Here is a 22,086-nt window from a genome sequence, read left to right on the forward strand (position 1 = left end):
ATCTTTTCACTCTTCTTTTTCTTACTTATTTAACTTTGCTTCAATTTTCACGATTAACTCATCTTCTGTTGGAGCCGCAACTGGACGGTTATTTACAAATGCGAATGATTTTTTACGACCAGGACCACAGTAAGACTGACATCCAACTTCAATCGTTGCACATGAATCTACTTTTTTTAACTTCGGAACTAACGTTTTAATGTTCGTTGCCTGACAGTCATCGCACACGCGAAACTCGTTTCCCATTACATAACACTTCCTCTATTTTAAACTTTTCTCAAGTACATTTAAAAATAAACACTAAATGGTATTTTACCGCTCTTTGAAGCTCGTTGCAAGTTTCCCTACAAAGCCTATTCTCTACATAATGATACATATTTATATGCTCTCCTACAGAAGCGCTCACCATTCATGGGAAAATTTTTACCTTTCATCGAAATCTACCATATTTTTAAAAGCTTTGTATAAAAGTTTATTTTTTTGCCCATTATAAAAATAGGAAGTTCATAAAAAGAAAGGGAGTTGAATCTATGAAAGTAAGACAAGATGCTTGGACAGATGAGGATGATTTATTACTTGCTGAAACGGTACTTCGTCATGTTAGAGAAGGAAGTACGCAATTAAATGCATTTGAGGAAGTAGGGGATCAGTTAAATCGTACATCTGCTGCTTGTGGTTTCCGCTGGAATGCTGTCGTTCGCTATAGCTATGAACAAGCTCTTCAACTAGCAAAAAAACATCGTAAAGATAAAATGCGTGCTGCAAGCGGTGAACAAGCGAAAAAACGTTTACTTTATACACCACCAGCTTCAGATTCGATAACTGATTATGAAGAATTAGTACAAGAAGAATCAATCGTACAATATAAAGAAGCTATTCCATATCAAGAATCTACTGCTCCTGCTGCAAGAAGCTCTATGACAATGCAAGATGTTATTTATTTTTTACAAACAGTCGGATCTTCAAATATAAAAGTGACAGCTCTTGAAAACGAGAATACGAGATTGAAACAAGAAATTAAAGCACAAATCCTTCGGAATGAGGAACTAGAAAAGAAACTAGAAAAATTAGAAAAGCAATCTCATACTGTACAAGAAGATTACGAAACACTTATGAACATTATGAACCGTGCTCGTAAATTGGCAGTCATGGATGACGAAGAACGTTCTCAAACATCTTTCCGAATGGACCGAAACGGTAATTTAGAAAAAATTGCAGAATAAGAAGGATGCATGCAATGCATCCTTTTTATTATTTCACCTCTAAGCTCCCCCTTTATATGTGAGAAAACTCCATTTTTCATTTTTTGCTATAATAGAGATTGTCATTTTAAAGATAAGGGGTTAGTTATATGAGCAATTCCCGTTCCATTTTATCTCAGCCAGAGTGGCGCATTGTAGATCAGTCTAGTTTGGGACCAACATTCCATGCACTTCAGTCATTCGCAATGGATGACACATTATGCACAAGCATTGGAAATGGCAAGTCAGCCGCAACAATGCGTTCTTGGGTTCATCACAATACAATTGTCCTTGGCATTCAAGATTCACGCCTTCCGCATTTAGAAGAAGGTATTTCTTTTTTAAAACAAAACAACTTCAATGTTATTGTTCGTAATTCTGGCGGGCTTGCGGTCGTGCTTGATGAAGGTGTTTTAAATGTATCACTTTTATTTCAAGAAACAGAAAAAGGTATCGATATTGATCTTGGATACGATACAATGTGGCATTTGATTAAGGAGATGTTAAAGGATTACGACGTTACTATCGAGGCAAAAGAAATTGTTGGCTCTTACTGTCCTGGTAGTTATGACTTAAGTATTCGCGATCAAAAATTCGCTGGTATTTCACAACGTCGTATTCGCGGCGGTGTCGCTGTCCAAATTTACCTCTGCGCTACCGGAAGTGGCTCTGAGCGTGCCGCACTCGTTCGTGATTTCTACAACCTAGCAATTCAAGGGGAAGAAACACGCTTTACATACCCTGAAATTGTACCAAGTACGATGGCCTCACTCTCAGAATTACTTGGTGAAACCATTACAGTACAAGATTTAATGATGCGTCTTTTAAAAACATTGCAGCAGTTCGCTCCAAAGTTAACAACATCTCAATTAACAATAGACGAGATTCCTTTATATGAGACGAATTTACAACGTATTATTGATCGTAATAATAAAGCACTTGGCTTAGAAAAATAAAGACCGTCGCTATAATAGCGACGGTCTTTATTTCAATTCATTATAGAATTAAAGTGCTTGAGCTGCTGTAATTAAAGCTAACTTGTACACTTCTTCTTCGTTACATCCACGAGACAGATCATTTACAGGCATGTTTAAGCCTTGTAAGATTGGTCCTACTGCTTCGAAGTTACCTAAACGTTGAGCGATTTTGTAGCCGATATTACCAGCTTCTAAGCTTGGGAATACGAATACGTTAGCATCACCTTTAATTGTAGAACCTGGAGCTTTTTTCTCAGCTACAGATGGTACGAATGCAGCATCGAATTGGAATTCTCCATCTAAAGTTAACTCAGGAGCCATTTCTTTTGCAATGCGAGTTGCTTCTACAACTTTTTCTGTTTCTGGAGATTTCGCAGAACCTTTTGTAGAGAAGCTTAACATAGCAACACGTGGATCAATGCCGAATAACTCAGCAGTTTTCGCACTTTCGATACCGATTTCAGCTAAATCTTGGCTGTTTGGTGCAATGTTAATTGCGCAATCAGCGAATACATATTTCTCTTCTTCACGTACCATGATGAATACGCCAGAAGTTTTTGTAACGCCTGGTTTTGTTTTAATAATTTGAAGTGCTGGACGAACTGTATCAGCTGTAGAGTGAGCTGCACCACTTACTAAACCGTGTGCTTTGCCCATGTATACAAGCATTGTACCGAAGTAGTTTTCGTCTTTAAGGATTTTGCGAGCGTCTTCTTCAGTTGCTTTACCTTTACGGCGTTCAACGAAAGATGCTACCATTGCATCCATTTCTTCGTATGTAGCTGGGTCGTAAATATCAACGCCTGCTAATGTTAAATTCATGCTAGCAGCTTTTGCGCTAATTTCTTCCTTATTACCAACTAAGATTGGTTTTACTAACTCTTCTTTTGCTAAACGCTCTGCAGCGCCTAAAATTCTTTCATCAGTTCCTTCAGGAAGTACGATAGAAATGCCTTTTCCTTGAACTTTTTCTTTTACTGTTGTAAATAAGTTGCTCACGAATAAACCCTCCTACATATGTTAAAAAAACTCTATCTTTAAGAATACTGCTTTTCTTCTATATTTTAAACTTATAGCTCCCAAAAAATAGATAAAATAAAAATGATTATATTTTCATAAAATTCAGCCGTTAAATTCACCTTGCTTAAACACTTAAATGTGACAATTTTATGCGCCAAGGTTTTATATAGATGATTTTAAAACTATATATGCTATAGTTAACGTGTAAAACTATCATTAACTGAGGTGAATAGAATGAGTGAAGCAACAACAACGTTAGATGGCTGGTATTGTTTACATGATTTACGTTCTATTGATTGGGCTGCATGGAAAACATTATCTAGCGACGAACGCGGACAAGCAGTGTCTGAATTTTTAAATGTCGTTGAAAAATGGAACGAAGTAGCTACTGCGAAAAAAGGTAGTCACGCAATGTATACAGTTGTTGGCCAAAAAGCTGATATTATGCTTATGATTTTACGTCCAACAATGGAAGAGTTAAATGAAATTGAGACAGAATTGAATAAAACAACTTTAGCTGAATATATGGTTCCTGCATATTCTTACGTATCTGTTGTTGAATTAAGCAACTACCTTCCAGCTGATGAGGATCCATACCAAAACCCTCAAATTTTAGCTCGTTTATATCCTGAATTACCGAAAGCAAATCATATTTGCTTCTATCCAATGGATAAGCGTCGCCAAGGTGATGACAACTGGTACATGCTTCCTATGGAAGAACGTAAAAAAATGATGTACAGCCATAGTAAAATTGGGCGTCAATACGCAGGTAAAGTACGCCAAGTGATTTCAGGATCTGTTGGATTCGACGATTTCGAATGGGGCGTAACATTATTCGCTGACGATGTTCTTCAATTTAAGAAACTTATATACGAAATGCGCTTCGATGAAGTAAGTGCTCGTTATGGTGAATTTGGAACATTCTTCGTTGGAAACATTTTACCAGACGAAAAAGTAGAGAAATTTTTACACATATAAATGGTGAAAAGGAACGAAATTCGTTCCTTTTTTTATTCTTCTCTATATTTATCCTCAAAAATCTCCTTTTTTCTGCACTTTTGAAGAAAAACCAACATTTTTTCAAATTTCTTGTAAAATTGTAACCTTTTTATATGTAAAGATATGCTAAAATGATACGAGCTATATGCTAAATAACGATGCGAAGGTGATAATCTATATGAAAAAAATCTTGTCTATTTTACTATTGCTTGTATTGTCAATTTCTCCCTTAAGAGTAACAACATCCCATGCGGAAGAAAAAATACATATTGAGGCGGCGGCTGCACTTTTATTTGATGCAGATACAGGAAAAATACTTCACGAGCAAAATCCAGATGAATTGCTAGCTATTGCTAGTATGTCAAAATTAATTGTTGTTTACGCTGTTTTAGAAGCAATTAAAGAAGGAAAAATCACATGGGATACGAAAGTAAATATTTCTGATTACGCTTATGAAGTCTCTCGTAATAATGAATTCTCTAATGTACCGTTCGAAAAAGGACGTCAATATACTGTAAAAGAATTATATCATTCTATTGTTATATTCTCTGCAAATGGATCTAGTATTGCTTTAGCAGAACTTCTTGCAGGAAGTGAGAAAAACTTCTTAAATCTTGCAAATGAACATGCTAAAAAGCTAGGATTAAAGAAATATAAATTTGTAAACGCTACTGGCTTAAATAACGCTGACTTAAAAGGAAAACATCCTGAGGGTACTGATCCAAATGCAGAAAACTCTATGTCAGCTCGTGATATGGGTATGCTTTCAAAAGCAATGATTACAAAGTATCCAGAAATGCTAGAGGATACAAAACAAAGATTTAGAAACTTCCCAGACAATCACCCAAAACCAATTCGTATGGAAAACTGGAATTGGATGTTACCAGGAGCTGCTTTCGCTTATGAAGGTACTGATGGTTTAAAAACCGGAAGTTCTGATACAGCTGGATACGGATTTACCATTACTGCTAAACGTGGTGATGTACGTCTTATCTCGGTTATTATTAAAACAAAATCAATGGATGAACGTTTCACGGAATCTCGTGAATTAATCGAATATGGATTTAATAACTTTGAAAAACAAAAACTAAAAGTTAATAAAAACAATACAATCTCTGTAGTAAAAGGGAAAGAAGACCAAGTAACTGTTGCACCCGAAAAAGAAATAACAGTAATTGCGAAAAAAGGTAGCAAAGATCCTTATAAAATTGGAACTGAATTAGATAAATCTCTTTCTGAAGATGGACATTTAGTTGCTCCTATTAAGAAAGATACCAAAGTAGGCTCAATTACTTTAGAATCAACTGATAAATATGGTTTCTTAGACGGTAGTAAAAGTATGAAAGTTACTGCAAAAACGACAGAAGAAGTTGAAAAAGCAAATTGGTTTGTTTTAACAATGCGCTCTATTGGAGATTTCTTCTCAAACTTATGGTCTAAAGTTTTTTAATAAAAAAGCTGGCTCACGCTAGCTTTTTTTATTTTCCACTCTCAATGTAAAACTTCCTTTGGTTGTCATATCTGAGTCCTTTTTCTCATACGTATGAACTAGTAATTGTTACACACTTCATCTAGAGATAAACCTCTTTCCACAAGGTATTCCAAAAAGAGAGGTGACACATAATGGGCGTTATCGCGTATAACGAAGCAGATGTAAAGCTATTAGCTAGACTGATGCGTGCTGAAGCCGAAGGAGAAGGGCAACAAGGTATGTTAATGGTCGGAAATGTTGGGGTAAATCGTGTCCGGGGAAATTGTTTAGATTTTAAAAAAATACGTAATTTACGTCAAATGGTTTATCAAAATCCTGGTGGTTTTGAGGCAACGCAAAAAGGATATTTTTATCAACGTGCAAGAGAACAGGATATCGCTTTAGCAAGGCGAACGATTCAAGGACAACGTTTTTGGCCTGCAAATTTTGCCTTATGGTTTTTTAGACCTGAAGGCCCTTGTCCACCAACTTGGTATAATCAACAAAACTCTGGTCGCTTCAAAAAGCACTGCTTCTTCCAGCCATCTGGCGAGGATTGTCCTAGCGTATATTAAGGATTGATAATGAGGAGGGATTTTTGAATGGCACAGCAACAAAACCCGTATTATGGAACAGGATTTTATCAACCATCTGGAACTTATGTACAACCGCAACAAATGACTGCTGGGCAGCAACAACAACAGCAAGCGATGCAACAACAAGCAGCTCAAGCTGCGCAAGCCCAATATGCAATTTCTCAAGGCATGTTACCTCTAGAACAATCCTATATTGAAAACATCCTTCGCTTAAACAAGGGCAAGCAAGCTACAGTTGTAATGACTTATGAGCGCGGTAGCTCGCTCGGTACACAATCGTATACAGGTATTATCGAAGCTGCTGGTCGTGATCATATTGTAATTAGTGAACCACAATCAGGGAAACGTTATTTACTATTAATGATTTACTTAGATTATGTAGAATTCCCAGAAGAAATTACGTATTTACCTAGTCAACAAGCAACTTATGCTCCAAGACCATAAAAAAAGCTGGCATATGCCAGCTTTTGTTCTTTATAACCCTTTTACAACTGCAGTTCCAACTAAGATCCACGCCACGATAAACGCTACACCACCAAGAGGTGTAATTGGACCAAAAAACTTAATCCCTGTTGTGCTTAACGCATACAGACTACCTGAGAACATAATAATCCCAGCTACCATAAGCCAACCAGCAGTAGTTAAAAGTGATGATTGAATCTTATCCATCAATAATGCAACTACGAATAGCCCAACTGCATGGAACATTTGATATGTAACACCTGTTTTCCAAACTTCTAACATTTTTGCAGAAATTTTATTTTCTAAACCGTGTGCTCCAAACGCTCCTAACGCAACAGATAGCCCCGCTGCAATACAACCTAGTAAAAAGAAAATTTTCATCTTAATTCCCCTTTTTTACCTTTATCATAAGCAATTTTTACATATAAGCCAAACGATTTATCTCCTAAAAATCAAATAAAGAATTACCGTTTGCATCACTTTCTTTTATATATACTGGTTCTCCAGAAACCGGTGCGATTGGTTGCATCGTTACTGGCTGTGATCCAATTATTTGTGATTGAATTTGCGGCTCTCTATACGTAGAAGATTCAACTTGCTCATCTAATAATAAATCGCATAAAGCACGTACAACTAATAAATGCTCTTTTGATTTTTGTCCTTCACTACTTTTTGCCTTTGCAATTTCATTCGCCATTTTATTTAAAATCTTATCGCTTGATATTTGCATCCCTTATCACCTCATACTTTGTAGTTCTTTCTCAAATTGTCCCAGCTTCTCTACTGAACCAAATACTATTATCATATCATGTTCTTTCAATTTTTCCTGCCCTGCTGGATTATGTATAATATCCCCATTTCTTGAAATCGCTAATATTGTTACATCAAACTGATTCCTTACATTACTCTCTAGTAACGATTTACCAACTAATATTGAATCTTTTCCAACTAGAATTTCTTCAATGACAAATGACTGTTCTATTCCATACAACACTGTATCAATATAATGAACGGTTAATGGATTTGCAATACCTTTTGCGATATGAATACCCGCCATACTAGATGGATTAATAACCTTATTTGCACCGGCACGCCTTAATTTCTCTTCAGTTTCTGGCTTTTCAGATCTCGCCACAATTTTAATCGTATCGTTTAACCCTCTTGCTGTTAATGTAATAAATACATTTTCGGCATCATTTGCAACAATAGCAACTAAACCAGCTGCTTTTAAAATTCCGGCATTATGTAATACTTGATCTTCCGTTGCATCTCCATGTACAAATAAAAGCTTTTCCTGCTCCAATATACTTTCATCTTTATCAACAACGACAAATGGAATATTCTTTTCTTGCAATTCATGTACAACTTGAAGCCCCACTCTACCGCAACCACATACTATAATATGATTTTTCAACTGCGCTATTTGTTTATCCATCTTCTTCCTCCGTACTGCATGAAATAAATTCCCTTCAATAATCATAGCTGCCACTACCCCAATTGCATACGTAACAATACCTACGCCAACAGGAATAATAAGGAGCGCAAATACTTTCCCCGCTTGCGTTACAGGAACGGAATCTCCGTATCCAACAGTCAATACAGTAATCATTGTCATCCAAAATGCTTGAAACAAACTAATCTCTTCAATCGTCATAAATCCTATCGTTCCTAGAATTACAACAAAAGTCATACATATAACTGCTATCCATAATTGCTTACGTGCATTCATACCTTGTTTCAACTCTTTTCTCTATCTACAATCTTTGCCAGTGGAAATAAAATACGTATATACTAGATACGGAATCTATGAAAGAGGTTGATATAATGAAGACATTTCTTTCCGCCTTACAATGGGCACTATTTATTTTAGCTGGAAGCCTTATTGTACCAATTAGTGTCGCAACTAGTTATGGTCTTGATGGTGCTGAAGCTATCGCATTCGTACAAAGAACGTTATTTGTTCTAGGCTTTGCTGGTCTCTTGCAAGCTATATTTGGGCATAAACTTCCTATTCAAGAAGGTCCTGCTGGCCTTTGGTGGGGAATTTTCTCCCTTTATGCGAGTTTAGGCGTCGTATTATTTGGATCAAGCAATGAGACACTTAAAGTTCTTCAATATGCTTTCTTATTAAGCGGTATTATTTGTATTATTCTTAGCGTTTTTGGACTTATTGATAAACTCGTTCGCTATTTTACACCGACAGTCATTGGAACGTATTTATTTCTTCTTGTCGCGCAGCTTAGTGGCTCCTTCTTAAAGGGAATGTTTGGCCTTGATGGAAAACATACAGAAGTACAACCTAACGTATTTATTCTTTCACTCATTGTTATTTTACTATCCTTTTTCATCATGAAGCTACCTATTATTGGACAATATTCCGTTCTTTTCAGTATCGTATGCGGCTGGATATTATTCGCATGTTTCGGATTATCTAATCCAATAACACCAGTGACAGACATAATCCGTTTTCCATCCTTATTTGTTTTCGGAATGCCTCGTGTTGAATGGAACATGGTAATTACGGTCATTTTCGTTACACTCTTACTTCTAACAAATATGTTAGCAAGTATTCGCGTTGTACAAAAGGTTGTCTCTAAATATGAAGAAAACGCTGCATTAGATCGTTTTAAACAAGCTGGCATTATAACAGGAATCAACCAATTGCTAGGCGGCCTATTTTCAGCTATTGGGCCTGTCGCTATTTCTGGATCAGCAGGTTTTATTGCAACGACTAATATTTATAAACGTCTCCCGTTTATATTAGGGTCAAGCTTTATTATTGTCGTTAGTATATTTCCAAAGATTACTTCATTCTTTGCAGCAATCCCTGTTGCAGTTGGTTATGCCGCTATTTATCCTGTATTCGCAAGCATGATTGGTCTCGCCTTTCGAGAATACGAAACTGTCCAGGATAAAGAACGATTATTTAAAGTAGCCGGTCTTTCAATCTTTACAGGAGTCGGAGTTATGTTTGTTCCAGCAGGAGCATATTCCACACTTCCACCATTTCTAGCATCGTTTTTAAGTAATGGTCTCGTTCTTGGATCTGTAATGGCAATCTTGCTAGAAATACTATTTTCTCGTTCCGCTGCAAAACAAATATCTTAAATTGGAAAACTTCCATTATTGCACTCTACCTTTAGAGTTGTTACGATAAAATCAAACTTTAATCATTGGGGTTTTATTCTTCCCCAATGATTATTAACCAATATTATGAGCAACAACTCATAATAATTTATCTACTTCTTTTCAAAGAGGTTTGATGTCTTACTATTATTCCTCAACATCTTCATGAACATGTATTTTGATTTCAATTAAAGAAAGGAATTTTCTATATGACTTATAAAATGATTGTTTTAGATTTAGATGATACTTTATTACGTGATGACCATACTATTTCAACTCGTACGAAAGAAGCGTTAATGACTGCACAAGAGCAAGGTGTAAAGGTTGTACTTGCTTCTGGACGTCCAACGTTTGGTATGCGCAATGTAGCCAAAGAACTTCGTTTAGAAGAATACGGCAGTTTCATTCTATCTTTTAATGGTGCAAAAATTATTAACTGTAAAACAAACGAAGAAATCTTTAGTAGTACGCTATCTCCTGAAATCGTTCACAACCTATTTGAAATTAGTCAAACTGAAGATGTATGGATTCATACTTATATGGGCGATGATATCGTAACGGAAGAAAATAATCCTTATACTGAAATTGAGGGCGATATTACCGGTATGCCAATTGTTGTAGTAGATGACTTTAAAGACGCAGTTAAAGAGCCTGTAGTAAAAGTATTAATGAATAAAGAGGCTGAGCGCCTTGTTGAAGTTGAAAAGAAACTACAAAAACAACTAGAAGGCCAATTAAGCGTGATGCGTTCGAAACCATTCTTCTTAGAGTTTACAGAAGCCGGTGTTACAAAAGGAACGAGCTTAAACAAACTGATCCAAAAGCTTGGCATTAAGCGTGAAGAAGTTATCGCAATGGGCGATAGCTATAACGACCAAGCAATGATTGAATTTGCTGGTCTTGGCGTTGCAATGGGCAATGCACCTGATGATATTAAAGAAATTGCAAACTACGTAACAGATACAAATATGAATGATGGTGTTGCAAAAGTTGTAGAGAAATTCGTTTTAAAAACGGATGTACTTGTTTAATATTTTCATTCACAAAACCTATTTGAAGTCAAATACTTCAAATAGGTTTTTATTTAAATTCTCATGCTTTTGTGACTATATTTTGAACTTTGCACTATTCTCGTAGTGTAAACTTTCTTTTTGTATATAATGAAACAAAATAGACTATTTTATTTTGAAAAAGAATACAAATTTACTATATACAAGCATACGTTAAAGGAGGCTACTTTATGTTATCTACACCAATCGGACGATTAAGAGCAATTGGACTAGTTGAGGGTATTTCTTTCCTATTACTATTATTTGTAGCAATGCCATTAAAATATTTTGCAGGATTTGCAACAGCTGTTAAAATTACAGGCATGGCTCATGGTGTTCTATTTATTCTATTCATCTTTGCAGTAATTCAAGTAACAATCGTACACCGTAAATCAATTTTATGGGCACTTGGAGCATTCGTTTCATCAGTTATCCCATTTGGTACTTTTGTACTAGATGCAAAATTAAAGAACGAGCAACAATGATAATAAAAAGGTAGTTAACAACTGTTAACTACCTTTTCTATTTATAAATTTGGAATTTCCCAATCAATTTCTCTTTCGCCCATATTAGCTAAAATTGTATTTATTTTAGAATATGGCTTACTACCAAAGAAACCACGTCTTGCCGATAATGGGCTTGGATGTACAGATTCGATAATATGATGATTCGGATTCGTAATTAATTTCTTCTTCGCCTGCGCATGGCGCCCCCACAATATGAAAATAACTGGCTTTTCACGTTCGTTCAACAGTTCAATTACACGATCTGTGAAGTGCTCCCATCCTTTTCCCTTATGAGAATTTGCTTCGCCTTGACGAACTGTTAATACGGTATTTAGTAATAATACTCCTTGTTCCGCCCATTTTACTAAATAACCGTTATTCGGGATTTCATAACCATATTCATCTCGAAGTTCTTTATACATATTTAACAATGACGGTGGTGTTTTAACACCAGGTTGCACAGAAAAGCTTAAACCATGCGCTTGATTCGGTCCATGATATGGATCTTGCCCTAAAATGACAACCTTTGTATTTTCATAACTTGTATACTGAAGAGCGTTAAAAATATCTTCTACCTTCGGATAAACAACATGCGTGCTGTATTCTTCTGTCAAAAAACTGGATAGAGTAAGATAATACTCTTTCTCGAATTCTGGTGCCAATAATGGCTCCCAATCATTCTTTAAAACATTTTCCATACTGTCACTTCCTGTCTAATTAATTCACCATATCCTGTCTTGTAAATACTACGAACGAAATAACAAGAGAAACAACTGCCCAAACAGTTAAATTCATCAAAGAAAATCCCATCGATAAACCTTGTAATGCAGGTAATTTTCCTGATAAATAATCCGTTAATGATAAATTCACACTAAAAATATATTTGGCGCCTTCCCAAGATGTTGCGAACGAGCTTAAAATACCGCCTGCAATTAATGCAGCTAGCATAACGCCCATACCAGCTGGTGTATTACGAATTAAAACAGAGACCATAAATGATATAGTTCCGACAACGATAGCAACAAACCAGGCTAGTCCATACGCCATTAAGATGTATTGCCACTGCGGAATAAGATGTACAAAGTTCGTATTTAACGTTTCCTTATCAATGACGAATCCTATTAAAACAGGTAAATTCCATCCCGAGTACCCAAATACAAGCCCTGATAATATGTAAGCAAACAAACCTACAAGAAACAGTATGAGCGAAATGAAAAATAACATCGTCACGTATTTACTAAGGAGTATTTTCCAGCGCCGAATCGGCCGCGTAAGTAACATCTTCATCGTCCCATCACTTCGTTCTCCTGAAACGATATCAATGGCGACAATCATTACGAGAAGCGGAATAAATAATGTAATTCCTTGTTCAATAAATGCTCTGACAAAAGTCGGTGCACCCGGTGCCATCGGATTAATATTATGATCTAAATAATATTGTTGTTGCTCAACTCTTACCTTTAACCAATCACGCCATTCTTCTGGCAACCTAGAATTGTTCAACCGGTTCTGAGAATCAACAATTTGCTGTTGCAATGAAACCTTCCAATCAGTTGTACCGAGTCTTTTTTGTGTCGTTTCTATTTCACGATACTGCGCATACACAAAAAGCGGGATCAAGATTGCTAAAATAAGCATGACAACAAAAATACGTTTCTTGCGGTAAATCTTTTCTGATTCATTTAAAACTAGATTCGCAAATTCACGCATGCTGCTCACCCCTTGTGAGTTCAATAAATAAATCTTCTAGCGTAAATACAAGCTCCTTAACGCTATGTACATCTATTTCATTTGCGACAAAGTGTTTATTCCAACTACTTATAGATGCAATATCCATGCGGCATAGTAATCGATCGCCTTCTACACTCACTTCCCTTACTTCTTCGGCCGCTTCTAGCATATCTTTCGCCTTAGAAATCGGTGTAACAATCCATTCTACACGATCACTTGCTGTTTTAATTAATTCTTCAACCTTGGCAACTGTTATCATCTTTCCTTTATGAATAATAGCAACGCGATCGCATATCATTTGCACTTCACTTAGCAAGTGGCTTGAAATAAACACGCTCATATTTTCTTCTTTTACAAGCTTATGTATAAATTCCCTAAGTTCTCTAATCCCTGCTGGATCTAAACCATTCGTTGGTTCATCTAATATGAGCAATTTCGGATTTCCAAGGAGCGCCTGCGCAATTCCAAGGCGTTGTTTCATACCAAGTGAGTACGTTTTTACCTTGTCATGAATTCTTTCATCTAAATGAACCATTTCAGCAATTTCAATAATACGTTCATCTGATATATCACCTAACATACGAGCAAATTGCTTTAAATTTTCCCATCCCGTTAAATATGTATACAACTCTGGGTTTTCAACGATACTCCCAATTTGACGCATCGCTTCTCTGAAATTTTCCTTAATCGAATAACCACCGATAGAAATCGTACCTTCTGTCGCCTTAATCAATCCGACTAACATTCGAATGGTAGTCGTCTTTCCAGCACCATTTGGTCCTAAGAACCCGAACACTTCTCCTTGCTTTACATCAAAGGAAATATTCTCTACAAGAGTCTTCTTTCCAATTACCTTCTTCAAGTCTCGTACAGAAAGTATCGTCGTCATTTTACCCCTCCTTGTTCTAGTTTTAATTTACTTACAACATTTTGAACTAAACGTTCTGCCATATACGTATAACCTACTTCGTTCGGATGAAAATGATCAGAGTATAATAAATCTTTCCCGCGGTTTTGGAATAAATCAAATGTCGGTGTAATATACACATTTTTATCGTTTAGCGCTAATTTCTCTAAAGATGCATTCCAGTCCACAACAATGTTTGAAGACCCTTTTAAATCTTCTACATCTTCAAAAGGATTGTATAAACCAAGCCAAAAAATCGGACTATCTGTATTTAATTTACGAATTTCTTCTATAATTTTCTTTGCTTCATTTTGAAACGTCTCTGTGTCAGGACGATACGTCTCTAAATCTATTTTCCCAAGTGATTCCCAGCCTGGGAACAAATCATTTCCACCAATCGTTAACACAATTACATCTGCTTGCTTAATTGAATATTGAGCGCCATTACTTTCAATTTGTTTTAATAAATCGGGCATTTTTGCACCACTAACTGCTAAATTTGTTAATGCAATTTTTTGCTTATAATCTTTTTGTAAATCCTCTTTCATTCGCCCAACATAGCCAATTCCTTCTTTATCACCAACGCCACGCGTTAATGAATCACCTAAACTAACGATTTGTAACGTTCCCATTTTCTTTTTCTCTTTTGCCACTACATCGGTCTTTTTAATTAAATTTGAAGCTTTCGGATTTAATACATCATTTACACCTGAAACAAAGCCATATGCAAATAAACAGAAAGATGCAATTGTAATGAGTAGAATTACTTTTACTACTTTTGATCTCATATCAAAACCCCTTTTAGCCCTCATAGATTGTCCATAATTATACCAAACGAAATTTTGAAAAGCGATTTTCACACCTTCTCAATTATGTCGTTTCTCTATCTACTAACTCTGGTAATAACTCTATATGCTTCACATCTAATTTCTCTTCATTAATCTTTTCATATAATAATTCAAACGCTTTCACTCCAACGTTTTTACTAGAATGCGAAATCGTCGTTATACCCAATATATCTGCCACCTCTTGATCATCACACCCGATAATCGTAATATCCTCTGGAATACGAACTCCTTGTTTTTTTGCTTCTGTAACCATCCCCGCTGCAATATGGTTACAAGATACAAGGAACGCCGTCGGTTTTACTGACATATGAGCCCATTCTCTAATTACATTGCGTCCATCTTCCACTGTAAAACATCCCTCAAATTTCCAGGTCTCTAACGATGTTACGATACTCTGTTGAAGCGAATCTTCGTACGCCTTCTTTCGTCTTTGGCTATTAACGCTATTACTTCTTCCAATACAATATCCAATACGTGTATGACCGGCATCTATTAAGCTTTTCATCCCACGTGAAAATACTTTGTAGTAATCGATATGGACACTTGAAATATACTTCGAATCTATTTCTTCACACATAACAATCGGGCCGAATTTCGTATATTCTTCAAGCTTCTCCTTACTATTTGTCCGAGAACAAATAATAACCCCATCAAGCTTTTTCATTTTTAACATATTCAAAATTTCTAGTTCTCTTTCTTCACTATAATTCGTCTGGCAAAGCATCATATTATAATTATTCTTTGCTGTCTCTTTTGATATCCCCTCGATAATAGCGCTATAATATTGATCATTTACGTGTGGCAATAAAACGCCAATTACATTCGTTTTTCCTTTCACTAAATGAATTGCATTCACGTTTTGCGTGTAATTTAATTCTTCTATAATCGCTAAAATTTCTTTTCGTTTCTGTTCATTTACGTACGGATGATTATTTAGTACACGTGAAACAGTTGAAACAGATACTCCAGCAAGTTCAGCAATCTTTCTTATATTTGTCATCTCATTTTCCCCTTCTCACAAAAATTCTTCCTTGACCTGGTAAGCTTTCCACAATATATCCTTTCCTAGCAAATACATTTAGAAAGGATATACAACTATGCTTCGATTCAAATTAGAATATATATTTTTCATTGGCGGTTTACTCATTCTTGCCATCGGTATTAATATGATGACGACAATTACTTCCTTTGGACTTAGCCCTTATGATTCCTTCTTTATTGCACTATATCAAAATTTTGGGATAAGTATTGGTTTTTGGATTTTCATGATTAACTTTGCCTTTACACTTATCGTACTCTTTTGGAATAGAAAACAAATTACAATCGGTACAATTGTAACGATGGTTCTTATTTCTCTTTTTGTTGATTGGATTGGTTCCATTACAACTATTATGGACGCTATCCGCTCTCTTCCAAAATATATAACACTTATTTGCGGAAATCTATTCGTTGGAGTTGGAATTGGTCTTTACGTCTCTACAAACCTTTGTGCAGCGCCTCAAGAAGCTTTCGTTTTAACGGTTGCCGAGAAGAAAAAATGGACGTTTAGAAGAACAGAGATTTCATTAGCCTTTTTATTTTTAACGTTAAGCTTTTTATTAGATGGACCTATCTATTTTGGAACAATCATCTTATCCTTTACAACAGGCTGGATTATCCAAGCATTTATTCAAGTTGGTACGCAGATTTTAAATAGAAAAGAGCCTATTAAGCAAGCTGCTTAATAGGCTCTTTCTGTTTTATGGTAAGAGATACTACTTAGCATCCCCTTCAATTCGATAGTTCGCTTTCAAACAATCTATTTCTTCATACCCTTGCAACGTATGTAGAATATAATCATAATCAGCAAGAGACGCACGATGCGTTACAATTACAATTTCAGCCTTTCCTTTCTCTTCAAGCGGCATTTGAATAATTTTCTCAAAGCTAACTCCGCGCTCAGAGAACAATGAAGTAATTTTTGCAAATACACCAATTTCGTCTTTTACATGCAGTCTTAAAAACTTTTTCACGACAATTTCGTCTGGCTCTTTTAATACTTTTTGATATTGTGGGACTACAGCACTATTTCCTGTTACCCCTAATCTAATATTTTGCATTACAGCAACTAAATCCGAAACAACAGCTGTAGCTGTCGGTAAACTTCCTGCGCCTGGTCCATAAAACATCGTTTCCCCAACTGCTTCACCGTACACATACACAGCGTTATATTCATTTTGTACTGCTGCAAGAGGATGTGTATTTGGAAGTAAAGTTGGTTCAACTGTAACCTCCAATTTTTCACCATCTCGTTTTGCAAGACCGATTAATTTAATTGTATAACCTAAGCTCTTACTGTATTCAATATCTTCCTCTGTAATAGAGGTAATCCCTTTTACTTTCACATCTCCAAGCTCTACATTTGTAGAGAAACCGAGGGTAGCTAAAATCGTCATTTTTCTTGCTGCATCTAAACCTTCTACATCTGATGTTGGATCTGCTTCTGCAAATCCAAGTTGTTGGGCTTCTTTTAACACGTCGTTATATGCTCTCCCTTCGTCTGACATTTTCGTCAAAATAAAATTTGTTGTTCCATTTACAATTCCCATTACTTTCGTAATAAGATCTGAAGAAAGTCCTTCTACGATACTGCGTAAAATTGGAATTCCCCCTGCCACACTCGCCTCATAGAATAAATCAGCCTTATTATCTTTTGCTGTCGCTAATAATTCAGCTCCATGTAATGCCATTAAGTCTTTATTTGCAGTTACAACATGCTTTCCGCTTTTTAAAGCTTGTAAAATATATGATTTTGCATCATCAATGCCACCCATCACTTCAATGACAACATCAATATTTGGATTATCTAAAATTTCATTTGCATCTTGTGTTAATAGAGTAGAGGGTACCTCTACTTCTCTCTCTTTCTCAATGTTTTGCACTAATACTTTCGTTACCTTCACTGGACAACCTACTTGGTGTATGAGTCGTTCTTGATGATCCGTAATAATACGAACCACACCACTGCCAACTGTTCCAAGACCTAATAACCCAACTTGAATTTCTTTCATAGTACTGTCCACCCCTCAAAAATTGTGTTTAGATGAAATTATATGAGTAAAAAATCTGAAAAACAATGTATTTTGAACATTCGGAAAAATAAAGGTTAATCTTTACAAGGAAAACGTTACCACGTGTTACACAATCTTTCTTTACAATATATAAGGGGTTTCTTGATACACGTAATAATTCAACCAATTAGAAAACAATAAATTACCATGACTCCTCCACCTAACAAGCGGCTTTTCATCTGGATTATTATGTTTAAAATAGTTTTTTGGCACATCAATATTTAATCCCTTGTCACGATCTCGTTCGTATTCTTGTTTTAACGTCTCACAACTATATTCGCTATGTCCAAGGGCAAACACTTGCCTTCCTTCTGGCCCAATAACAAGGTGAACACCTGCTTCTTCAGAGTTTGCTAACAATGTTAATTCTTTCACTTCTCTAATATCATTCTCTCGTACTTCTGTATGACGAGAATGCGGAGCAAAAAACAATTCATCAAATCCTTGTAATAATTTCACATGTTGCTCGCAAACTTCATGTTCAAATACACCAAACATTTTTTCCTTAAGGGGATACTTTGGAACACCATAATGATAGTACAAGCCAGCCTGTGCCCCCCAGCAAATATGGAGCGTAGATGTTACATTCGTTTTTGAATACTCCATAATATGTTTAAGCTCTTCCCAATAATCTACCTCTTCAAAAGCAAGGGTCTCCACTGGCGCTCCTGTAATAATGAGCCCATCAAACTTTTCATTTTCAATATCACGAAACGTTTTATAAAAGCTTGTTAAATGTTCTTGCGTTACATTACGCGATAGATGTGATTCCATATGAAGCAAATGAACATCTAATTGTAACGGTGTGTTTCCAATTAAGCGAAGTAATTGCGCCTCTGTGTCTTGCTTCGTTGGCATTAAATTTAATATAGCAATTTTTAAAGCACGTATATCTTGTGTTTCTGCCCGCTCCTTCGTCATTACAAAAATATTTTCTTTTTGCAACACTTTGCGAGCCGGTAAATCTTTATCAATTATGATCGGCATGTGTTTTGCCTCCAACTAGAGCTGCTTCCAAATCTGCAATAATATCAGAAACATCTTCTATACCAACCGATAAACGAATTAAATCAGATGTAACACCAGCTAAACGCTGATCTTCAGCATTTAATTGTCTATGCGTCGTACTAGCAGGATGTATAACGCAAGTTCGTGCATCAGCTACGTGCGTTACAAGAGTTGCTAGTTTTACATTTGCGATAAATTCTTTTGCTGCTTCTAGTCCGCCTTTAATACCGAAAGTTAAAACACCACTAGCACCTTTTTTCAAGTACTGTTGTGCTAATGAGTAATTTTCATTACTATCTAAGCCTGGATAATTCACCCATTCAATACGTTCATGATTAGCAAGCCACTTAGCAACTGCAAGAGCATTTTCGCTATGACGCTCCATTCGTAAATGCAATGTTTCTAAGCCAATATTGCTAATATATGCATTGAATGGGCTCATACAATTTCCATAATCTCTTAATAGCTGAACACGTGCTTTCACAATATACGCTGCTGCACCAAAGTTTTGAACGTAACTTACACCGTGATAACTTGGATCTGGTTCAACAAGCTCAGGATATTTTCCATTTGTCCAATCAAAGTTTCCACCGTCAATTACAATACCGCCTAAAGAGCTCGCATGCCCATCGATATATTTAGTCGTAGAATGAACAATAATATTTGCCCCATATTCAAACGCTTGGCATAAATAAGGAGTTGCTAATGTATTATCAACGATAAAAGGTACCTCTAATTCTTTAGCGGCAGCTGAAAATTCTTTGAAATTTAAAACATTCATCGCTGGATTTCCTAATGATTCTGCATAGATAAGTTTCGTCTTATCGTTAGCAAGTGCCGTAATTTCATCTGCCGTTAAATTTGGATTAAAGAACGTAACATCAATGCCAAGCTTACGTAAACTCACCCCAAATAAATTAAACGTTCCCCCGTAAACAGTTGAAGAGCAAAGTAAATGGTCTCCACTACTACAAATATTTAAAACTGCGAGCATAATAGCTGCTTGCCCAGAAGCCGTTGCAACAGCTCCTACACCGCCTTCTAAATCTGATAACTTCTGCTCAAATGCTGCTAAAGTAGGGTTTCCAATACGTGTATAAATATATCCTTCTGCCTCTAAGTTAAATAGAGCTGCTAAATCATCCGAAGTATCGTATTTATACGTTGTGCTTTGATAAAGTGGTAAAACACGTGGTTCACCATTCTTTGGCGTATAGCCACCTTGCACACAAATTGTTCCTTTTCCCCATGATTCTCCCATCTCTCATTCTCCTTTCTTTTATACAAAATAAAAAACTGCCCCTTTCCTGAAAACAAGAAAGGAGCAGTTTGAAAACACGCTCTAAAGGCTCTTTCTTATCTCTCAGGATTACTACCTGCAGGATTTGGCACAATTCCGTTATACGGCTGTTGCCAAGGTTTCATCGGGCCTGTCCCTCCACCTTTTCTTGATAAGACTATGCAATTACCGTTGATTTTATAGCAATAATTTCCTAATGTCAAACAGTTTTTCTGAATGTTCTAAAATAAATGTTAACAGTTTCATATAAAGCAACAAAAGAAATATATTCTAGTCTATTTCAAAAAAGACCTTTAAAAACCTCAAATCAGTCTATAAAATTAAATAAGTAATTTAACCTATAAATTCAAATTCCCCAAAAGTTAGCCTATATGTTGAATAGGCCATCTTCTCAAAAAGATACTATATATATTCAATCCATTTTTCACTAGTATATTTCACTTTTTTCCCTACTAAGATTTACATAACGGAGGTATAACATGACAAATAAAAAAGATATGCATTACATACTTGCTCTATATGGCATTCTTCTAGGATCTATAGTAGGAGCTACAGTCTGGTTATTTTTAGTCACAATAAATATTGGAATCCACTTTATTTGGGGATACTTGCCTGAAGTTCTCTCTTTTCCCTCTTATTACACCCTTTGCGTAACAATAATTGGCGGGGTCCTTGTTGGTCTATCACAAAAACATTTCGGTACATACCCACGCCTTATGCCTGAAGTAATGGCTGAATATAAAAAAACTGGTCGAATCGAATATCGCTTTGTCCATCGGGCTACTTTAACAGCGATTATTGTTTTAATTTTCGGTGCTAGTCTTGGTCCAGAAGCCGCACTAGTTGGAATTATAGGCGGACTGTGCACATGGGTAGGGGATCGCTTTAAATTTGCCTTAAAGGGTATGAATGAGCTAACCGAGATCGGAATTGGCGCTACTTTAAGTGTCATTTTTAACGCACCATTATTCGGTTATTTAGCACCAAATGAAAATGAGGGGGAAGAAATTGCTGCTTTTTCTAAAGGAAAAAAAGCGATTGTATACTTAGCTACTACTTTCGCAGGTTTTTCTGTTTATTTACTACTGAGTAAACTTGATAATCGTGGATCCTTTATTGTTGATTTCGGGGAAGGTACACTTTCTTTCAATGAATGGATTGCATTTCTTCCACTTGCTAGTATCGGTGCTATAGTTGGTTTCTTTTATTTCAAGTTAGAATTCACATTAGAAAAGTTAATTCACCCTTTTAGAGAATACAAGCTGACACTCGGAATTATCGGTGGTATTTTATTAGGAATTGCGGGAACCTTTCTTCCGTACACATTATTTTCAGGGGAACATCAATTAAAAGAATTAGTTGTTGAATGGAGCCATTTATCTTTTTGGATACTACTTCTTTCAGGGATTTTAAAGTTGTGCATTACTGCCGTTTGTTTGAACACAGGGTGGCGAGGTGGACATATCTTCCCAATTATATTTTCTGGGTCAAGTATCGGATACGCTGTAGCATCTATTCTTCCTATAGATCCAGTAGCATCTGTTGCCATCGTAACAACAGCAATTTCAAGCTATGCGTTACGAAAGCCAATAGCTATAACATTACTATTACTTATGTTTTTCCCGCTTAATTTACTATTGCCCATGCTTGGTGCAGCTGCTATCGGGAATGCCTTTCCACTCCCAAAACATAACGAAAATAAAAATAGGCAGTGGGGACGAAAGCTCCACTGTCT

At 36.1% G+C, this 22,086-nt stretch carries 23 protein-coding genes, 1 pseudogene and 1 riboswitch; of the genes and pseudogenes, 11 read left to right on the top strand and 13 right to left on the bottom strand.

What is annotated here, in order from left to right:
- Positions 1–21: 21 nt before the first annotated feature.
- On the bottom strand, positions 22–246 hold the full coding sequence (locus MR136_RS10050; protein ID WP_000526071.1) for a YuzB family protein: 225 nt from the start codon (positions 244–246) through the stop codon (positions 22–24).
- A gap of 284 nt (positions 247–530) precedes the next feature.
- Between MR136_RS10050 and MR136_RS10055 the strand changes: the two genes are divergently transcribed.
- Together MR136_RS10055 and lipL are read left to right on the top strand one after the other, a co-directional pair.
- A complete protein-coding gene (locus tag MR136_RS10055; protein ID WP_000868358.1) occupies positions 531–1,223 on the top strand; it encodes an RsfA family transcriptional regulator in 693 nt (230 codons plus the stop codon).
- A gap of 128 nt (positions 1,224–1,351) precedes the next feature.
- Complete coding sequence (gene lipL, locus MR136_RS10060) at positions 1,352–2,197, top strand: octanoyl-[GcvH]:protein N-octanoyltransferase (protein WP_000071951.1); 846 nt, start codon at positions 1,352–1,354, stop codon at positions 2,195–2,197.
- A 48-nt stretch (positions 2,198–2,245) separates the two neighbouring features.
- Here lipL and pta read toward each other — a convergent pair whose 3' ends face one another.
- Positions 2,246–3,217 (bottom strand): phosphate acetyltransferase, encoded by a 972-nt coding sequence (gene pta, locus MR136_RS10065; RefSeq protein ID WP_000067215.1) that lies wholly within the window; start codon positions 3,215–3,217, stop codon positions 2,246–2,248.
- Between the two features lie 255 nt (positions 3,218–3,472).
- Between pta and hemQ the strand changes: the two genes are divergently transcribed.
- The 4 genes from hemQ (at position 3,473) to gerQ (ending at position 6,748) form a co-directional block, all read left to right on the top strand.
- Complete coding sequence (gene hemQ, locus MR136_RS10070) at positions 3,473–4,216, top strand: hydrogen peroxide-dependent heme synthase (RefSeq protein WP_001287595.1); 744 nt, start codon at positions 3,473–3,475, stop codon at positions 4,214–4,216.
- 199 nt (positions 4,217–4,415) lie between these two features.
- The gene (locus MR136_RS10075; RefSeq protein ID WP_061457931.1) at positions 4,416–5,687 is read left to right on the top strand and encodes a serine hydrolase; all 1,272 of its coding nucleotides are present in this window, start codon (positions 4,416–4,418) and stop codon (positions 5,685–5,687) included.
- A 173-nt stretch (positions 5,688–5,860) separates the two neighbouring features.
- Entirely contained in the window at positions 5,861–6,283 is a 423-nt protein-coding gene (cwlJ, locus tag MR136_RS10080) for a cell wall hydrolase CwlJ (RefSeq protein ID WP_000538153.1), read from the top strand.
- A gap of 27 nt (positions 6,284–6,310) precedes the next feature.
- On the top strand, positions 6,311–6,748 hold the full coding sequence (gene gerQ, locus MR136_RS10085; protein WP_000068638.1) for a spore coat protein GerQ: 438 nt from the start codon (positions 6,311–6,313) through the stop codon (positions 6,746–6,748).
- Between the two features lie 30 nt (positions 6,749–6,778).
- On the opposite strand, the gene MR136_RS10090 is transcribed toward gerQ, so the two are convergent.
- The 3 genes from MR136_RS10090 to MR136_RS10100 all read right to left on the bottom strand — a co-directional run bounded on the left by MR136_RS10090 (position 6,779) and on the right by MR136_RS10100 (position 8,495).
- Entirely contained in the window at positions 6,779–7,147 is a 369-nt protein-coding gene (locus MR136_RS10090; RefSeq protein WP_000688320.1) for a DUF423 domain-containing protein, read from the bottom strand.
- Between the two features lie 64 nt (positions 7,148–7,211).
- Positions 7,212–7,496: a YwdI family protein gene (locus tag MR136_RS10095; protein WP_001167345.1), complete on the bottom strand. Its 285-nt coding sequence runs from the start codon at positions 7,494–7,496 to the stop codon at positions 7,212–7,214.
- Between the two features lie 6 nt (positions 7,497–7,502).
- Positions 7,503–8,495 (bottom strand): potassium channel family protein, encoded by a 993-nt coding sequence (locus MR136_RS10100; RefSeq protein WP_002180590.1) that lies wholly within the window; start codon positions 8,493–8,495, stop codon positions 7,503–7,505.
- A 95-nt stretch (positions 8,496–8,590) separates the two neighbouring features.
- Here MR136_RS10100 and MR136_RS10105 point away from each other — a divergent pair, with 95 nt between their 5' ends.
- From MR136_RS10105 to MR136_RS10115, 3 genes are all read left to right on the top strand, one after another.
- Positions 8,591–9,874 (top strand): purine/pyrimidine permease, encoded by a 1,284-nt coding sequence (locus tag MR136_RS10105; protein WP_061457932.1) that lies wholly within the window; start codon positions 8,591–8,593, stop codon positions 9,872–9,874.
- A gap of 227 nt (positions 9,875–10,101) precedes the next feature.
- Positions 10,102–10,923, top strand: a complete 822-nt coding sequence (locus MR136_RS10110; protein WP_000221407.1) for a Cof-type HAD-IIB family hydrolase — start codon at positions 10,102–10,104, stop codon at positions 10,921–10,923.
- 209 nt (positions 10,924–11,132) lie between these two features.
- Complete coding sequence (locus MR136_RS10115) at positions 11,133–11,426, top strand: DUF3817 domain-containing protein (RefSeq protein WP_000953396.1); 294 nt, start codon at positions 11,133–11,135, stop codon at positions 11,424–11,426.
- A gap of 41 nt (positions 11,427–11,467) precedes the next feature.
- On the opposite strand, the gene MR136_RS10120 is transcribed toward MR136_RS10115, so the two are convergent.
- The 5 genes from MR136_RS10120 to MR136_RS10140 are packed head-to-tail and all read right to left on the bottom strand — an operon-like array spanning position 11,468 to position 15,933.
- Positions 11,468–12,145 carry a uracil-DNA glycosylase gene (locus tag MR136_RS10120; protein WP_000432519.1) on the bottom strand — a complete coding sequence of 226 codons (678 nt, stop codon included), beginning with the start codon at positions 12,143–12,145 and terminating at the stop codon, positions 11,468–11,470.
- Between the two features lie 19 nt (positions 12,146–12,164).
- The gene (locus MR136_RS10125; protein WP_061457933.1) at positions 12,165–13,157 is read right to left on the bottom strand and encodes an ABC transporter permease subunit; all 993 of its coding nucleotides are present in this window, start codon (positions 13,155–13,157) and stop codon (positions 12,165–12,167) included.
- Positions 13,150–14,067 (bottom strand): ABC transporter ATP-binding protein, encoded by a 918-nt coding sequence (locus tag MR136_RS10130; protein WP_000207717.1) that lies wholly within the window; start codon positions 14,065–14,067, stop codon positions 13,150–13,152. The genes MR136_RS10125 and MR136_RS10130 overlap by 8 nt, the downstream gene beginning before the upstream one ends.
- Positions 14,064–14,945, bottom strand: coding sequence for an SGNH/GDSL hydrolase family protein (locus MR136_RS10135; RefSeq protein ID WP_002180592.1), 882 nt, complete (start codon positions 14,943–14,945; stop codon positions 14,064–14,066). The genes MR136_RS10130 and MR136_RS10135 overlap by 4 nt, the downstream gene beginning before the upstream one ends.
- A gap of 10 nt (positions 14,946–14,955) precedes the next feature.
- Positions 14,956–15,933 carry a LacI family DNA-binding transcriptional regulator gene (locus MR136_RS10140; protein WP_000181979.1) on the bottom strand — a complete coding sequence of 326 codons (978 nt, stop codon included), beginning with the start codon at positions 15,931–15,933 and terminating at the stop codon, positions 14,956–14,958.
- 97 nt (positions 15,934–16,030) lie between these two features.
- On the opposite strand from MR136_RS10140, the gene MR136_RS10145 reads away from it, so the two are divergent.
- Entirely contained in the window at positions 16,031–16,657 is a 627-nt protein-coding gene (locus tag MR136_RS10145) for a YczE/YyaS/YitT family protein (RefSeq protein WP_000943418.1), read from the top strand.
- A 30-nt stretch (positions 16,658–16,687) separates the two neighbouring features.
- Here MR136_RS10145 and MR136_RS10150 read toward each other — a convergent pair whose 3' ends face one another.
- The 3 genes from MR136_RS10150 to MR136_RS10160 form a co-directional block, all read right to left on the bottom strand.
- Positions 16,688–17,983: a homoserine dehydrogenase gene (locus tag MR136_RS10150; protein ID WP_000659109.1), complete on the bottom strand. Its 1,296-nt coding sequence runs from the start codon at positions 17,981–17,983 to the stop codon at positions 16,688–16,690.
- 141 nt (positions 17,984–18,124) lie between these two features.
- A complete protein-coding gene (gene metA, locus MR136_RS10155) occupies positions 18,125–19,030 on the bottom strand; it encodes a homoserine O-acetyltransferase MetA (RefSeq protein ID WP_001121536.1) in 906 nt (301 codons plus the stop codon).
- Complete coding sequence (locus MR136_RS10160; RefSeq protein WP_000504787.1) at positions 19,014–20,312, bottom strand: bifunctional O-acetylhomoserine aminocarboxypropyltransferase/cysteine synthase; 1,299 nt, start codon at positions 20,310–20,312, stop codon at positions 19,014–19,016. The genes metA and MR136_RS10160 overlap by 17 nt, the downstream gene beginning before the upstream one ends.
- Before the next feature lie 92 nt (positions 20,313–20,404).
- A riboswitch (SAM riboswitch) is annotated at positions 20,405–20,509 on the bottom strand.
- Between the two features lie 321 nt (positions 20,510–20,830).
- Between MR136_RS10160 and MR136_RS10165 the strand changes: the two are divergent.
- Positions 20,831–22,057: pseudogene (locus MR136_RS10165) on the top strand (chloride channel protein); the annotation flags it as partial.
- Between the last annotated feature and the right edge of the window lie 29 nt (positions 22,058–22,086).

The organism is Bacillus cereus group sp. BfR-BA-01311 (assembly GCF_022664295.1).
Lineage (GTDB): Bacteria > Bacillota > Bacilli > Bacillales > Bacillaceae_G > Bacillus_A > Bacillus_A cereus.

What these genes read in the sequence shown, in the direction of transcription:
- gerQ (WP_000068638.1), top strand. Translation starts at nt 6,311, where the DNA reads ATGGCACAGCAACAAAACCCGTATTATGGAACAGGATTTTATCAACCA.
- lipL (WP_000071951.1), top strand. Translation starts at nt 1,352, where the DNA reads ATGAGCAATTCCCGTTCCATTTTATCTCAGCCAGAGTGGCGCATTGTA.
- MR136_RS10100 (WP_002180590.1), bottom strand. Translation starts at nt 8,495, where the DNA reads ATGAATGCACGTAAGCAATTATGGATAGCAGTTATATGTATGACTTTT.
- MR136_RS10075 (WP_061457931.1), top strand. Translation starts at nt 4,416, where the DNA reads ATGAAAAAAATCTTGTCTATTTTACTATTGCTTGTATTGTCAATTTCT.
- MR136_RS10120 (WP_000432519.1), bottom strand. Translation starts at nt 12,145, where the DNA reads ATGGAAAATGTTTTAAAGAATGATTGGGAGCCATTATTGGCACCAGAA.
- MR136_RS10145 (WP_000943418.1), top strand. Translation starts at nt 16,031, where the DNA reads ATGCTTCGATTCAAATTAGAATATATATTTTTCATTGGCGGTTTACTC.
- MR136_RS10140 (WP_000181979.1), bottom strand. Translation starts at nt 15,933, where the DNA reads ATGACAAATATAAGAAAGATTGCTGAACTTGCTGGAGTATCTGTTTCA.
- MR136_RS10125 (WP_061457933.1), bottom strand. Translation starts at nt 13,157, where the DNA reads ATGCGTGAATTTGCGAATCTAGTTTTAAATGAATCAGAAAAGATTTAC.
- hemQ (WP_001287595.1), top strand. Translation starts at nt 3,473, where the DNA reads ATGAGTGAAGCAACAACAACGTTAGATGGCTGGTATTGTTTACATGAT.
- metA (WP_001121536.1), bottom strand. Translation starts at nt 19,030, where the DNA reads ATGCCGATCATAATTGATAAAGATTTACCGGCTCGCAAAGTGTTGCAA.
- MR136_RS10055 (WP_000868358.1), top strand. Translation starts at nt 531, where the DNA reads ATGAAAGTAAGACAAGATGCTTGGACAGATGAGGATGATTTATTACTT.
- MR136_RS10115 (WP_000953396.1), top strand. Translation starts at nt 11,133, where the DNA reads ATGTTATCTACACCAATCGGACGATTAAGAGCAATTGGACTAGTTGAG.
- MR136_RS10050 (WP_000526071.1), bottom strand. Translation starts at nt 246, where the DNA reads ATGGGAAACGAGTTTCGCGTGTGCGATGACTGTCAGGCAACGAACATT.
- MR136_RS10130 (WP_000207717.1), bottom strand. Translation starts at nt 14,067, where the DNA reads ATGACGACGATACTTTCTGTACGAGACTTGAAGAAGGTAATTGGAAAG.
- MR136_RS10160 (WP_000504787.1), bottom strand. Translation starts at nt 20,312, where the DNA reads ATGGGAGAATCATGGGGAAAAGGAACAATTTGTGTGCAAGGTGGCTAT.
- MR136_RS10095 (WP_001167345.1), bottom strand. Translation starts at nt 7,496, where the DNA reads ATGCAAATATCAAGCGATAAGATTTTAAATAAAATGGCGAATGAAATT.
- MR136_RS10110 (WP_000221407.1), top strand. Translation starts at nt 10,102, where the DNA reads ATGACTTATAAAATGATTGTTTTAGATTTAGATGATACTTTATTACGT.
- MR136_RS10150 (WP_000659109.1), bottom strand. Translation starts at nt 17,983, where the DNA reads ATGAAAGAAATTCAAGTTGGGTTATTAGGTCTTGGAACAGTTGGCAGT.
- cwlJ (WP_000538153.1), top strand. Translation starts at nt 5,861, where the DNA reads ATGGGCGTTATCGCGTATAACGAAGCAGATGTAAAGCTATTAGCTAGA.
- MR136_RS10090 (WP_000688320.1), bottom strand. Translation starts at nt 7,147, where the DNA reads ATGAAAATTTTCTTTTTACTAGGTTGTATTGCAGCGGGGCTATCTGTT.
- MR136_RS10105 (WP_061457932.1), top strand. Translation starts at nt 8,591, where the DNA reads ATGAAGACATTTCTTTCCGCCTTACAATGGGCACTATTTATTTTAGCT.